12 protein-coding genes are annotated in these 14,523 nt (G+C 54.4%); 9 read left to right on the top strand and 3 right to left on the bottom strand.

Features of this window, described 5'->3' with window-relative positions; all coding sequences use genetic code 11:
• The first annotated feature begins 211 nt into the window (after positions 1-211).
• The gene (locus WCO56_24995; protein ID MEI7732853.1) at positions 212-568 is read left to right on the top strand and encodes a hypothetical protein; all 357 of its coding nucleotides are present in this window, start codon (positions 212-214) and stop codon (positions 566-568) included.
• Between the two features lie 124 nt (positions 569-692).
• Here the strand turns inward: WCO56_24995 and WCO56_24990 are convergent, their stop codons facing one another.
• The 3 genes from WCO56_24990 to mtnP all read right to left on the bottom strand — a co-directional run bounded on the left by WCO56_24990 (position 693) and on the right by mtnP (position 3,555).
• Positions 693-1,454 carry a DUF3800 domain-containing protein gene (locus WCO56_24990; GenBank protein MEI7732852.1) on the bottom strand — a complete coding sequence of 254 codons (762 nt, stop codon included), beginning with the start codon at positions 1,452-1,454 and terminating at the stop codon, positions 693-695.
• A gap of 61 nt (positions 1,455-1,515) precedes the next feature.
• The gene (locus WCO56_24985) at positions 1,516-2,673 is read right to left on the bottom strand and encodes a Gfo/Idh/MocA family oxidoreductase (GenBank protein MEI7732851.1); all 1,158 of its coding nucleotides are present in this window, start codon (positions 2,671-2,673) and stop codon (positions 1,516-1,518) included.
• A gap of 24 nt (positions 2,674-2,697) precedes the next feature.
• The gene (mtnP, locus tag WCO56_24980) at positions 2,698-3,555 is read right to left on the bottom strand and encodes an S-methyl-5'-thioadenosine phosphorylase (GenBank protein ID MEI7732850.1); all 858 of its coding nucleotides are present in this window, start codon (positions 3,553-3,555) and stop codon (positions 2,698-2,700) included.
• A gap of 241 nt (positions 3,556-3,796) precedes the next feature.
• Here mtnP and WCO56_24975 point away from each other — a divergent pair, with 241 nt between their 5' ends.
• The 8 genes from WCO56_24975 to WCO56_24940 all read left to right on the top strand — a co-directional run bounded on the left by WCO56_24975 (position 3,797) and on the right by WCO56_24940 (position 14,487).
• A complete protein-coding gene (locus WCO56_24975) occupies positions 3,797-4,261 on the top strand; it encodes an Rrf2 family transcriptional regulator (GenBank protein MEI7732849.1) in 465 nt (154 codons plus the stop codon).
• A 221-nt stretch (positions 4,262-4,482) separates the two neighbouring features.
• Entirely contained in the window at positions 4,483-4,701 is a 219-nt protein-coding gene (locus tag WCO56_24970; GenBank protein MEI7732848.1) for a YezD family protein, read from the top strand.
• Between the two features lie 83 nt (positions 4,702-4,784).
• Positions 4,785-5,768, top strand: coding sequence for a DUF3034 family protein (locus tag WCO56_24965; protein MEI7732847.1), 984 nt, complete (start codon positions 4,785-4,787; stop codon positions 5,766-5,768).
• 36 nt (positions 5,769-5,804) lie between these two features.
• A complete protein-coding gene (locus WCO56_24960) occupies positions 5,805-7,106 on the top strand; it encodes an O-acetylhomoserine aminocarboxypropyltransferase/cysteine synthase (GenBank protein MEI7732846.1) in 1,302 nt (433 codons plus the stop codon).
• A gap of 195 nt (positions 7,107-7,301) precedes the next feature.
• On the top strand, positions 7,302-8,126 hold the full coding sequence (locus WCO56_24955) for a hypothetical protein (protein MEI7732845.1): 825 nt from the start codon (positions 7,302-7,304) through the stop codon (positions 8,124-8,126).
• A gap of 170 nt (positions 8,127-8,296) precedes the next feature.
• Positions 8,297-9,289, top strand: a complete 993-nt coding sequence (gene cysK / locus WCO56_24950; protein MEI7732844.1) for a cysteine synthase A — start codon at positions 8,297-8,299, stop codon at positions 9,287-9,289.
• 207 nt (positions 9,290-9,496) lie between these two features.
• Positions 9,497-10,345, top strand: coding sequence for a prepilin-type N-terminal cleavage/methylation domain-containing protein (locus WCO56_24945; GenBank protein ID MEI7732843.1), 849 nt, complete (start codon positions 9,497-9,499; stop codon positions 10,343-10,345).
• A 104-nt stretch (positions 10,346-10,449) separates the two neighbouring features.
• Complete coding sequence (locus WCO56_24940; protein MEI7732842.1) at positions 10,450-14,487, top strand: autotransporter-associated beta strand repeat-containing protein; 4,038 nt, start codon at positions 10,450-10,452, stop codon at positions 14,485-14,487.
• Positions 14,488-14,523 lie beyond the last annotated feature (36 nt).

The following is a 14,523-nucleotide window of genomic DNA, read 5'->3' as shown; positions in this document are numbered from 1 at the left end:
CTGCCGGACAATCATGACGCTTGTGATCAAATTCATCGCAGGGAACATATAAGGTAGGTTCGCGTCCCCTATTTCCCAGCGCGAACCAACCTTGGGCTGAAGGCCACATCCCCGTTGGGGATGATTGAAAAAGGTTTAAGGCGTCACCTCCGTTGCCGATATTGAATATGTGAGGTCGAATAACCGGCCCCACTTAAAGCATTAAATTGTTATGTCATTTGATCCCACCAAACCGGAAAATAACTCATTGATCAGAGCTGCAGAGTTGCGCGCCCAATTCAACGGCATCAAAGCGGAGTTGGATGAGCTGCGGGCGCAAATCGCCGCCCTCCCCGCCGAACCGCCCGGACCGAAGGGTGATAAGGGTGATCCCGGCGAAGTCACCGCCGCACAGTTGGCGGAAGCCCTGAACAACCTCAGCGCGGCCCTCATCGCCAACAGCAGCGCGAATAGCAACGGCGTGGCCACGATGGATTTCGTGGTGAGCGATCCCCCCACGCAATGGGAGGTGGGGACAATCCTGAACACGATCAATGCCTTGATTCTGGCCTTGCGCCGCGCGGCGTGAAGTGAAGGGTGAGAATTAAGGATAAAAGGGCTTGCAACGCCCCGATATCAGGCTTATTTTACTCAACGAGCTGGAGTGAGGCCTGCCCGGTCTCAACACGCTTCCTTCCCGGAAGCCCCCAGCTCTATTTTTTTGTTCTGATTTTTCGCACCACATACTGATCCTTGCCATCCCACTGGAGCCTTAAGAAACCAAAAACACTCTGACCATGATGATCTTTGCCTTCGGCTTGAAATTTTTTGAGCCGGCGATACCAAATGTCAAACCGATCATCCCCCATGGAATACTTTCCGATGATATAGGCCACCATGTCCGCCAGTTGCAGTCCTGACCAGACATTTGAAACGCCGATTAACGGATGTGGAAGCAAGCGCTGATCGCCTTTGATGCCGGCCAGATAGTTGAAAATGGAAATGCTGATATCCTCCTGCGCTCCCAGCCGTTGATCAAAAACCAAGTGGCCATACTCGTTGGCAGGCACTTGCGCCCATAGCCTGACGCATAATTCCCGAAAAGGAACGGACAAAAGTTTTAAGTCCGAGGACAATAGCGGCGGTTTGGTGTCCCCATAAATGCAGACGGCAACCAAACGAATGGAGGAGGTCCCCATCCACTCCAAAATTTCGCGGGCGGCGGATAAATTCTTTGAGTACCCCGTTTGCTGCTGCTTGAAACTGAAATTGCTAAAAAGATCCTTCCCTTTCAATTCGCTGCGCAAATCCCGTGCGTGTGCTTCGCCAAAATACTTCTTGCGAACGCGATAGATTTCCTTGTCCAAAGCGTCAAAGTCACGCTTGGCCCCCATTGCGGCGGCAAGAACACCGATATGCTCCCGGCCATTTCCATGCCAGCTTTCATCCACGAAGCACCAGATGGTTTTATCCATGGATTTAGCTTATACATGATCTTGGCGGTGGCGCAAGACTTCGACGCTGTGTACCCCGCCCCTATTTCCCCAAATTTCTCCCCAACGTGATATCGTTGTTGGCGAAGTTTTCCACGCTCTTGGTCTTTTCATGGAAGTGACGCGCATTTTTCAGCACGCCTTCGCGCGAATAAAACAAGTCGGTGGGTTTTAACGGCAGCGTGACTCTCTGTCCCAGGTGGCTGGAGAGGTAGATGGCGGTGATCAGTTCCAGGGTCTTGCGCGCTTCCCGTCCGTCCACCAGCAGTTTTTCCCGGCCTTCAATGGCGGCCAGTAGGTTCGCGATCTGGCCGTCGTGTCCCTCGTGCGGGATGGCGGGGGTTTTTTCGTACACATCCTGAATCTGCGCCATCACTTCGGCGTTTTCCTCCGGGAACCCGTTTTCCTTCTGCCTGGCGGCTTTGATTTGCCAGGGCACGGCGACTTTGGCGCGTTCCGATTGAAATACCAGTTGCTGTTCCTCACCGTGATGCACCAGCGACGCGGTGATCTGCCCGGCGCTGCCATTGGCGTACTTCAGGATCGCGGTGGAGAAATCTTCCACCTCGGAGTTTTCATGTGCCAGGTTCAACGCAAGGGATTGCAGTTCGGCGGGCATGCCCATCATCCATTGGAAGATGTCTATATGGTGTACGGCATGATTCATGGTGCAGCCGCCGCCCTCCTTTTCCCATGTGCCGCGCCACCACAGGTCATAGTAGTTGCCGCCCCGCCACCAGAATGAATCCACCTGGGCATGCAGCACCTTGCCGAGCACCCCGGTTTCCAATAGCCGCTTCATTTTCATCATCGGCGTCTTGAACCGGTTCTGGGCGACGATGGAGAGCAGCTTGCCGCTGGCTTGCGCCGCCGCGATCATGGCATCGCATTCCTCCAGGCAGGTGGCCATCGGTTTTTCCACCAGCACATGTTTCCCGGCCTTCAACAGTTCCACTGAAGTGGATGCGTGGCCGAAGGGGGGCAGGCAGATGGAGGCTAGCTCGAACGTTTCCCGCGCCAACAGTTTCTGGGTGTCCTTATAGACGTTGACCTTCAGTCCGTACTTGGCGGCCTTTTCCGCCGCTTTGTCGGGGAACAAATCCACCACGGCCACGATGCGGCATTGATCCTTGAACTTGAGGTAAGCCTGGATATGGCTGTCGGAGATGGCCCCGGTTCCGAGAATGGCGACGTTAAGCATATCAGTGGGCTGATTCGTGATGGGTTACAGGTAAGGTTGCAGGATGGGCTTAAGTTCCTTGATGGTTTTGGCCGGCCACAATTTGCGGTCGGTCAGGAACGCGTTTTTCAACGCGCGCTGGCACTTGCAACCCGGTTGCGTGGGGATGGACTCAATGGCCTTGGCGACAATCGCCTTGGCCGTGGCGGCATTGCGGTGCAGGAACTCGATGATCATTTCCAGCGTGACGTGTTCCTCGTCCACTTTCCAGCAGTCATAATCCGTGACCATCGCCAGGTTGGCATAGGCGATCTCCGCCTCGCGCGCGCACTTGGCTTCGCCGAGATTGGTCATGCCGATCACATCGTAGCCAGCCTTGTGATTGGCCATGGATTCCGCGCGGGTGCTGAAGGCGGGGCCTTCCATGCACACATAGGTGCCGCCGTCATGCACGCGCGCCTTGAGTGCGTGCGCGGCGTCCAGCAGTATCTGGCGCAGCTCCTCGCAGATCGGATCGGCAAACGCCACATGACCCACAATGCCCCGCCCAAAGAAAGTGTGGTTGAGCGATTGCTTGGTGCGGTCCAGGAATTGGTTGGGCAAAAGAATGTCGCACGGCTTGTATTTCGCTTGCAGCGAGCCGACGGCGCTCACGCTTAAAATCCACGCGACGCCGAGCTTTTTCATCGCCCAGATGTTCGCCCGATGATTCAGTTCGGTGGGCAGGATGCGGTGCCCGCGTCCATGCCGCGGCAGGAACACCACGTCCCGGCCGGAGAGCCGGCCGGTTAACAATTGATCCGACGGTGCGCCAAACGGGGTCTTGACCGTCACCCATTTCTGGTTGGTGAATCCCTCAATCTGGTACAGGCCGGTGCCGCCGATAATGCCGATTTTATTCATAAATTATTACTTTCTTCGGTGGAAACTCCACCATAACGGCGGTGAAACCTCAAGATGGATATTTAACAAGGCCGCAGGAGGATCCGTCGCAAGCCCGCTACACCGATCTGCTCTCGAAACTGGTTCAGCATCCAGACATCGGGCACTGCGGCGCGATTACGACATGGGCGCTGATTGTCCGCGTTACTTATTCAATCGCTTGAGTTTGACTAAAAGACGACTTAAGCTAACGTTATTGGCAATGAAAATTTCGAAGAAGACGGATTACGCGCTGCGGGTTTTGTTCACCCTCGTGGAACATCATGGTGGCGAGCCCATTCCCATTCGCGAATTGGCCCGACGCAATGATGTGCCGAAACGTTTTCTCGAACACATTATGCTGGACATGAAAGTCAAGGGCTGGGTACGCAGCGAGGCCGGGATTCGCGGTGGCTATGTGCTGGCCAAAAAACCGGACCAGATCACCATGGGTGAAGTGGTGCGCTATTTTGACGGTATTTTGGCCCCGTTGGAATGCGTCTCGGTGTATGGTTACAAGCGCTGCACGCAGGAGTCAGTCTGCCGGTTTCGACGTTTGTTCCTCGACGCCCGTAATTATGTGGCGCAACTGATGGATCGTGCAACGCTGGCGGAAGTGGCCAAAGGCGCGCCAGTAACGACCAAGGAAGTGCTCGCGCCCAGTTTCCTGGCTGGTGAGGGGATCTGATTTCCTCAAACAAACCGGGCTAAAAAAAGTAAAAAAAATATTTGACGCCCGTTTCGACATGTGTCAATATACGACCAAGTTAATCGTTATTGTAACGATTGATTTGACAAAATAGAACCGAATGGTTCGACCGGAAAGCGAAATAACCTCGCAGTTTCGGCAACGAAACGGCGGTTCATTTTTTGAAAATTTAATAACGACTAGTTTAGTCGTATAATGTTATGGCAAAAGAAAAAACTGTACCGGTCCGGCCCGCCACGCTCAATTCGGAGCAGTGGCTCGAGGAAGTACAACACCAGGTCAACTCTCTGCAATATGGGGTGGTGCAAATCGTGGTGCATAACGCACGCGTCACCCAGATTGACCGGACGGAACGGGTGCGGCTTGATCCGCCCCCGGTTTTATCATTTTCCAACCGTCAGGAGGACGGGAAGGAATAAACACTTTTGCCTGCCCGGCTGAAAAAGCAGCAAGGGCGGGCAAATAGAAACAACAAAAAAACAAGCAAACATTGAAAGGGACCATGAAAAGTTCAAACCACCGTGGAGAAATCCTGAACGGCAATAAACCACAACGCGCGCTCTTGGGGGCTACCCTGGCAGCAGCGATCACCCTGGTCGGGGGACATCTCCAGGCGCAGGATGCCGCGAAACCCGAAGCCAAGGCGGAAAAGGGACCGCCGCTGCCGTTGCATCAGATTGAAGGTAACGGCGGTATTTTTTCGACGCTGTCAGCCTACTTGGTGAATCCGCCGCGCAATAACGAGCCGATTGGGCGGCCAAGTGTTGGGTTTGCCCATGTGCAGATCGGGCATGGTACCGCGCTGGAAGCCTTCACGCTAACCGAGTCTCCTCACGAACGAGTCGAACTGGGTTTCGGGTATGATTATCTTGGATTGGGGGATTTGCCACAGGCGGTGCAGAATGCGACGGGCTTGTCCATTGATAAATCGGTTTCTTTGTACAACGCCAATGCGCGGTTTCAGTTGTTGAAGGAGAACGATTTTGACACCAAGTGGCTGCCGGCGGTGACGTTCGGTGCTCATTACAAAAACAACCAGGGTATCAACACCATCAACAATCAACTTCTCGGCACGCTGAAAGGTCTGGGCATCCGGGGTAATGACGGGGTGGATTTCACCCTGTACGCATCGAAGTTAATCACTGCGTTACCCCGTCCGGTGTTGTTGAACGTGGGTGGGCGCGCCACGGAAGGTGCGCACCTGGGCCTGTTAGGCTTCACGAGCGGGTACAACTTCGTGGCTGAAGGCAGCGTGGTGGTATTCATCACGGATAGTCTGGCCTTGGCGGCGGAATACAAGCAGAAGCCCAACGCCTACAAATCGCTCTCGCCGCTGATCGGCAAGGAAAGCGATTGGATCACGCTGGATGTCGCCTACGTGGTCAACAAGCACTTCACGATCGCGGCCGGCTATGGCCGCTTTGGCGACGTGTTGAACCACCAGGCCAATGGGGTCTGGGGTATTACGACCAAGTTCGAGTTTTAAATCACTGCCAGTAGTTTGTAATAGAAAGACACTATTATGGCATTTCCAACCAACAAACTGGGAACCTTGGCCCTGCACGCGGGCCAGGAACCCGATCCGACGACCACGGCGCGCGCGGTGCCGATTTACCAAACCACGTCGTACGTATTCAAAAGTACCGAGCACGCTGCCAACCTGTTTGCATTGAAGGAATTTGGCAATATTTACACGCGGTTGATGAATCCAACCACGGATGTATTTGAGAAGCGTGTGGCGGCGATTGAAGGGGGCACTGGGGCGCTGGGAGTTGCCTCTGGCCAGTCGGCTATTACCTATTCGCTATTGGCGATCACTCAGTTGGGCGACGAGATTGTCGCGGCCAACAACCTCTATGGGGGCACGTACCAACTCTTTCATCACACCCTGCCCAAGCTGGGGCGGACGGTGAAATTTGTGGATTCGCGCAATCCGGAGGCATTTCGCCGCGCTATTACACCCAAGACCCGCGCCATTTACGCGGAAACCATTGGGAATCCCAAACTGGATGTGCCGGACTTTGAAGCGCTGGCCAAGATTGCGCATGAAGCAGGCATCCCGTTCGTGGTGGATAACACGGTCGGCATCGGCTTGGTCAAACCCATTGATTATGGGGCTGACATTCTGGCCAATTCCGCCACCAAATACATTGGCGGGCACGGCACTTCCATTGGCGGTGTGATTGTGGACTCCGGCAAGTTCAAGTGGAACAACGGGAAATTTCCCGAATTCACCGAGCCGGATCCGAGCTATCACGGCATCCAATACTGGGATGCGCTGGGTAATGTGCCCGGCATGGGCAACGTGGCGTTCATCCTTAAGGTCCGGGTCACGCTGCTGCGTGATATTGGCGCGGCCCTCAGTCCGTTCAACGCCTTCCAGTTCCTGCAAGGTTTGGAAACGCTGCACTTGCGTCAGCGCCGACATTCCGAGAATGCGCTGGAAGTGGCTCGGTTCCTCCTCACGCATCCGCAAGTCAAGTGGGTGACCTATCCTGGCTTGGAACGTGATCCCAGCTACCCGCTGGCGCAAAAGTATCTCAAGCATGGCTTCGGCGGCTTGGTGGGCTTTGGTATCAAAGGTGGCTTGGAAGCCGGCAAGAAGTTCATCAACTCGGTGAAACTGTTGTCCCACTTGGCCAACATTGGCGACGCCAAGAGCCTGGTGATTCACCCGGCCTCGACCACGCACCAGCAACTCACCGCCGAAGAGCAGCGGGAGACCGGTGTCACGGAAGACTATATCCGACTCTCCGTCGGTTTGGAGGATATTGAGGACATCGAAGCGGATATTGATCAGGCGCTTAAAGCCACAATTCACTGATAACGTCATCATTCGGGCGCAAGCGCGAGTTTGCGCCCGATAAAAGCGATGAAGCGAATTTCCAAGGAGGTTGGTCGGTGAATGCACGCTGAACCGGGCGGCGGCGGGACCACTGGCGTGGGGGTGGGGTCAGAATCCCGTCGCCGTCCAAGTTCGACAGCCAACGAAGCAATTACATTACAAAGATATCAAACTATGAGCAGCTCAATTCTTAAATCTCGGCACAAGGTGGTTGTTCCCACGCGACCCCTGCGCTCGTTGGCGGATGCATTGGTTCCCTTGGAACAATTGGCGAAAACTTCTGAAAGCTTGTTGGCCCAGCCGCTGGGCGGCTTCACGGTGGACGGACAGACCTATACGGTACCGCGCTACGTGTTTATTGGCCCCAAAGGCGGTGGGGATCCAATCCGCTTGGGCTTGTTTGGCGGTATTCACGGCGACGTTGCAGCGGGAGTGCATGCCTTGTCAGGATTGCTGGCCTGGCTGCACATCAACCCGGAATTGGCCACGGACTATTATTTGTTTGTGTATCCCCTCTGCAATCCCACGGGTTATGAGGATCGTTCCCAGCATTCACGAAGCGGCAAAGATTTGGATCGTGAATCCTGGAGCGAGTCCAAAGAGCCGGAACTCCAACTTCTGCAGGCGGAACTAAGCCGTCAACCGTTTCATGGGCTGGTTGAACTGCATGCGCAGAAAAATTCCCCGGAATTTCTGGGATATACCAGTAGTTCCACGCTGGCGCAGCATGTGCTGGAGCCAGCCATCTCCGCCGCCGGACACGTTTTGGGGCAGCAGAGCCACCGACCTGCCAACTCGAAACTGAGTGCCGGGAAAATCGTGAATCGGACGAAGCCATATTGGCGCCTGGCACGTACCAAGTCGCCGGCTCCATTTGAAATCCGGCTGGAAGTCCCATACCTTGTCGAACCACAACTGCAGCAGGAAGCGTTCACCGTTGGACTGCTGACGTTCCTTGCGGAGTACAAAATCTTCATGGCGTTCGCGCCGAACTTGTGACCACGATGCGATTAATAATGACAAACATTATATCGGGCGCGCCTGCGATAATCCGGAGCCATTTGGTAAACCAGTTCCTCCTACCAAATTCGATGGGCACGCAGGTTGCGCCCGCATCCCTTTGCCGCCAACCCTGACAACCAACAACCATAAAAATAGAAAAATAAACCATGTCACGCATCTATAATGATATTGCTGAAACCATTGGCAACACCCCGCTGGTCCGGCTCAACCGGACCGCAAAAAAACACGGCGCCATTGCGGAAATCCTGCTGAAGCTGGAATTCTTCAATCCGCTTTCGAGTGTTAAAGACCGCATTGGGCTGGCGATGATTGACGCCGCGGCACGCGACGGCAAACTGAAACCCGGCACCGTGCTGATTGAGCCCACGAGCGGCAACACGGGCATCGCTCTGGCGTTCATCGCGGCCGCCCGGGGCCTGGATTTGATCCTCACCATGCCGGAAACCATGTCGTTGGAACGCCGTAAGCTGTTGAAAATACTCGGGGCCAAGCTGGTGCTTACCGAAGGGCCGAAAGGCATGAAGGGTGCGGTCGCGAAAGCGGAAGAACTGGCTGCCAAAATTCCCAACAGCTTCATTCCGCAACAATTTTCCAATCCCGCCAATCCGGAAATTCATCGCCAAACGACCGCGGAAGAAATTTGGCGTGATACGGATGGCAAAGTCGATTTCCTGGTATCCGGGGTGGGTACCGGCGGCACGATCACCGGGGTGAGCGAAGTCATCAAGGAACGCAAGCCCAGCTTCAAAGCCATCGCGGTGGAACCAGCCGGATCACCGGTGCTGTCGGGGGGCCAACCGGGTCCACATAAAATCCAGGGCATCGGCGCTGGTTTTGTGCCCGGTGTGCTTAATACCAAGATCATTGATGAAATCATCAAGGTTCGCGAGGAGGATTCTGGCCCGATCAGCAAGGAAGTCAACCGGCTGGATGGCATTCCGGTGGGCATTTCGAGTGGTGCTGCAATCTGGGCCGCCTTGCAGGTGGCCAAGCGTCCGGAAAACGCCGGTAAACAAATCGTGGTCATTGTCCCTTCCTCGGCAGAACGCTATTTGTCGTCCTGGCTGTTTGCCGATGTCAACGCGGATTCTGATAAAGTGGAAGATCTGGTGGATGCCGGCATCAAGCGCCTTTTGTAAACATAAGTTTCGGGACGCGCAGTGCTCCTGCGCGTCCCGAGACAAATATAGATTCACCAAGATAGCGATCGAAAACAGAGACCAGTCAAAATTAATAAGCCATGCAAGGTTGGTAGCTACCTCTCCAGAGGCGCGTAGAACTCAAACGGTTGGGAAGTCTGAATGACTCCCTGATCAGCCATGGCTCAAAATGAGAGTTACGTGCCTATGAAACTGAAATTATCCTTTGCCGGTCCGGGTGCTTCACGCCGGAGTTATCCCATAGCATATCCGATTGCGCGACGCCCCGCGCATCGTGGTTTCACGCTTATTGAATTGTTGGTGGTGATCGCGATCATTGCCACACTGGCCAGCCTGCTGTTGCCGGCATTGGCCAAGGCCAAGCGCAAGGCGCGGGCGGTTTCCTGCATTTCCAATCTGAAACAATGGGGCATCACCTGGCATCTCTATACGGATGACAACGAGAATCATTTTCCGCAGGGAACCGATGTCAGTTGGGCGCGCGGCGATTGGTTGGATGCGCTGCGAGGCTATTATAAAGACCGGAGCGAATTGTTATTGTGCCCGAATGCGACGCAACGGCGCAGTGGGAAACAATATGGCGGTGCCGATACCGCCTATATCATGGGAACTAGCGCCTTGGTTACGAATGACTTGGCCAGCTATGCCATGAATGACTGGGCCTACGATGCCCAGCAGGATATTCAAGGGCGCAAACAGGCCTGGCACTGGGGCAGTTTGAATGTGCTGGATGCTGCCGATACGATTCCCCTCTTTGCCGATGCCCGTTGGCGCGGCGGCGGCCCGCGATATGATGCGACGGCTGGATATATCCCATCGCCGGAGCCGGATGACTATTCAAACCCGTCAAGTCACGCGGGTTTTGAAATGCAGCACTTTGCGTTTCCACGTCATGATAACCGCATTAACGTGCTCTTTTTTGATGGATCGGTGCAGGCCACCCGGTTGCGCAACTTGTGGAGTTTGAAGTGGCACCGTCAGTGGGATACCACCGCTTGGAGAACCAAGGTTACACTTCCAAGTTGGATGGATTAATTTCCAAACTTACGCACATCAAAATTAGAATTCAGAATTACGTTTAATTTTTTGTCATATTACTAGGAAGGGTTGATTATCCACTTAATCTCTACTAAATCACTATGAATGCTTATCAATACAATGACTCGTTGGTTTTCAAGTTCATCATGCCGGTCTATGCAGCACTTGCCTTGGCGCACCCCGCTTCCCTGGGTGCAGCCACCAAAACTTGGACTGGCGGAACCGACGGCAACTGGAACACGGCGGCCAATTGGTCTGCCAGCGGTGTTCCTGCCAATAATGATTACCTGGTGTTTGGAACCCAGACCCGAAAAATTACGACGAATAACGTTGCCAGTTTGGCGATTAGCGGGCTCGTTTTCACCAACGGCGGATTTGCATTTTACGGCAATTCACTGACGGTCAAGGCTGGCATTACCAACCAGGTGGGAACCAATAGCATTTCCATCCCCCTGACTTTGTTATCCAATCCGAAACTCTGGGATGTTGCTGCCGGGGCCGAATTAGTGGTGGCGGGCGATACCGTGACCGGTACCGCCACAGGCAATCCACCTTATCGAAAATATAACCCAGGCAATGTTCGGTTTAAAGGCTCGAATTACTGGGCCAAGGGAGCTGACCTGTATAATGGCAACACCATTCTCGACGGTGGTTCCATCACCATCACCAACGATGGTTTCCGGCTGACAGCCGACAATGGGGGCGTGGCTCGCTTGGTTATCACGAACAACGGTTGGCTGAGCCTCGGCACTTTTGGCGCCTCGCCGAACTTGAAACTGGGCGGGACGGCGAATTTAACCGGGACCAATGAACTGCACCTGAGTTCGGGACAAGTGATCCTGGACCAAACGCTTCAACAGGTTATCGTGGGGGACACGGCGGGCACCATTGGTGTGGTGTATCAAAGTGGCGGCATTGTCCGGTACACGAACAATTACCAGGTTACGGGTGGTTTGCTGCTAGGGAATAGCGCCAATAGTTCGGGCACTTATAATTTCAACGGCGGCACGCTGTTAATTCCGAGGATTCTCCAAAATCTTGGACAAGGTTTTTTCTATTTTAATGGCGGTACGCTAAAGCCCAGTTCTTCACAATTTGCCGCAACCTTTTTGGAAGGGTTGACCGAAGCAAGAATTCGAGATGGCGGGGCGCAGATTGACACGGACGGACTCGATATCGTCATTCGGCAGGCGCTGTTGGCAGGCGGTACCGGCGGACTGACCAAAAACGGATTGGGCTCGCTCACGCTTGGGGGGGCAAACACCTATACTGGCCCCACCACACTGACTGCGGGGAAACTTGTCCTCTCCACCCTTCAGTCTGGAGGCGGTGCGATCTCCGTTGCGGATAATACGGAATTGAGCATCAGCGTGGCGGCGGCGGGTTCCAGTTTGAATACCTCCGCCTTGACGCTGGGCGGTGGCATTGGCGGGACAAACGATTTCGCGCTTGGAGCGTCTGGAAATCCAGCCAGCCCGGTCATCCATGCCACCAATCTTACCGTGAATGGCACGTTCTACGTCAACATAACCGGCGCGGGTTTCTCGGTGGGACAATTCCCGCTGATCAAGTATGGCGCGGCCAGCGGTTTGAGCGACGCGACCTTTTTGAGCAATTCACTTCCCATAGGCGTCGAAGGTTTTCTCTCCAACAATCTCGCCAACAGTTCGGTGGACCTGGTGATTACTCTGGCGCCAAATATATATTGGCAAGGTCAGACCAACGGGGTGGTGGCCGGGGATTGGGACGTCGCCACGACCGCCAATTGGTACGATCTGCTCAGCGCCCAAGCCACCATTTTTACACACGGTGCGTCCGTGCGTTTTGAGGATTCGGCGACGGGAACCAATACTGCGAACATCGTCGCCGAGGTATATCCGGGCGGCGTGGTGGTTAGCAATAACGTGAAGAATTTCACCTTCGTGGGTGGTTCGGGCATCGGTGGGTCTGGCCGCGTGATCAAGGATGGAACCGGCCTTTTGAATGTGGGGGTCCCCAACAGTTACAGTGCAGATACGCTGATTCTGGGCGGCACGTTTCAGTTGGGAGCCAACGAGGTCATTCCAGATGGCAGCGGTAAAGGCAATGTGGTCTTGAATGGAAAACTGGACTTGGCTGGTTTTAACGAAACGGTTAATGGGCTGAGCGGCAGCGGCGTCATTGATAATTCAGCCGGGACGGGCACCAATGTGTTGACGGTGGGAAATGCCAATAGTTCAGGTGCTTTTGCCGGTGCGATTTCAAACAGTTTTGGGGCGCTCGCAGTGAAAAAAACCGGCAGTGGCACCTTGGCGTTGAACGGTAATAACAGCCACATTGGCGGGACGACGCTTGTGGGGGGGACGCTGCAATTAGGAAATGATGGTGCCGCTGGATTTGGACCGTTGACTGTCACAGTTCCAGCCGCCGGGGCAACCTTGGGGACTTTTGGTGGTGCGCGTGTGATCACCAATGAAGTCAACCTCATCGGCGGTAACGGTTATGTATTAAACGTGGACACCACGGCAGGTGATCTGATCCTGGACGGACCGTTTTTCAACGCCGGGACAGAGGTGGACAAGCGTGGTTCAAATGACTTGCATATCAAATCCTCCGTACCAGCCAGGCAAAGTGGTTTGCTGGGTCTTTATAAAGGCGCTTTTATTTTGGATGGGGTGTCGTGGACCAATGAAGATGGTGCCGTCCGGTTTTATGCGGACGCCGGGGAAACCGTGCGTTTAGTGATCACCAACGGTGCTACGCTGCAGATTGGGACTCTCGGTGGCAATATGAATCTGCGGCTGGGCTATACTGCCAACCTGGTGGGAACCAACCAAATTGACATTAGTTCGGGGCAGTTGCTTTTGGATCAGTATTTTAATCAGATCTATCTCGGCGATGCGGCCAATACGATCAGTGTGTTCAATCAATCGGGTGGTGCGGTGAAATACCAAAACACCGTCAATACCGCCGCAGGCATCGTCTTTGGTACAACTGCGGGCAGTGTGGGTACCTATAATTTCAATGGTGGAACTTTGGAGGTTCCCAGAATTCGCCAAGCGCTGAATACGGCCAGCGGCTATTTTAATTGGAACGGCGGCACGCTTCGCCCCAGCTCCGGCCTCAATGCAACGACCTTCTTCACCGGTGTGACGGCCACGACGATTCAAAACGGTGGTGCCATCATTGATACGGCGGGCTACGATATCACCATCGGACAGTCTTTGACAGCGGGTGGGAGTGGCGGTTTAACCAAGTTTGGCGTGGGCACGCTGACACTGACTGGCACCAACACGTACACCGGTGCAACCTTGGTGACGACGGGCGGCCTGATTGTTTCGACCTTCAATATTGGCGGTGGCAGCTATGCCTCGGCGGATGGGACCACGCTGGGAGTGACCGTTACCAGTCCGGGGACCTCTTTGAATGCTGCTGCAATCACGCTGGGTAATGGCGGAAACTCTACCCTGAAATTTGACTTCGGATATCTCGGCAATACCGGCATCCCGGCGGCTTATGTCACAAACCTTATCGCCAACGGCACGGTGACGGTCAGTTTGACCGGGCTTAACACCGTGGTTGGGCAATTCCCGCTGATCAAGTATGAGGGAAGTATCGGTGGCAATGGCTATGCCGCGTTTGTGCTGGATGTTTTACCACCGGAGATAGGCGCGACTTTGGTCAACAATGCCGCTAATTCAACCATTGATCTGCTGATTACCAACGCCACGCCGGCCATCTGGACCGGTGCCACAAGTACGAATTGGGACATCAATGCCTCGGCGAATTGGAGCAATAATAGTTTACCCGTAAACTATTTTAACGGTAATGCGGTGATTTTCGACGACAGTGCCACGCTGAACACGAATATTAACCTGACCGGCAGTTTGCTTCCTGGTTCCATCCAAATTAGCAACCAAAACAACGCGTATTCCTTCGTTGGGCCCGGCAAGATAAGTGGGATCACCGGTTTGCTGAAACAAGGCGGAGGGTCTCTGACCATCAACACCACAAACGATTTCACCGGTCCAGTGGTAATCCAAGGTGGCACGGTGATTGCCGCTAATAGCAACGCGCTTGGCTCTGCCGCGGGCGGCACGGTCATCACCAATGGCGGCACGCTGGACGTGTTCGGGGTGCTGCTTAGTGCTTATCCGTAAATAGATATTGTCTGTCGCCAGCAGATTATGGCTGCG

The organism is Verrucomicrobiota bacterium, from assembly GCA_037139415.1.
Taxonomy (GTDB): Bacteria; Verrucomicrobiota; Verrucomicrobiia; order Limisphaerales; family Fontisphaeraceae; genus JBAXGN01.
The sequence above is the reverse complement of the archived record's forward strand: the minus strand, read 5'-3'. Positions and strand labels throughout refer to the sequence as shown.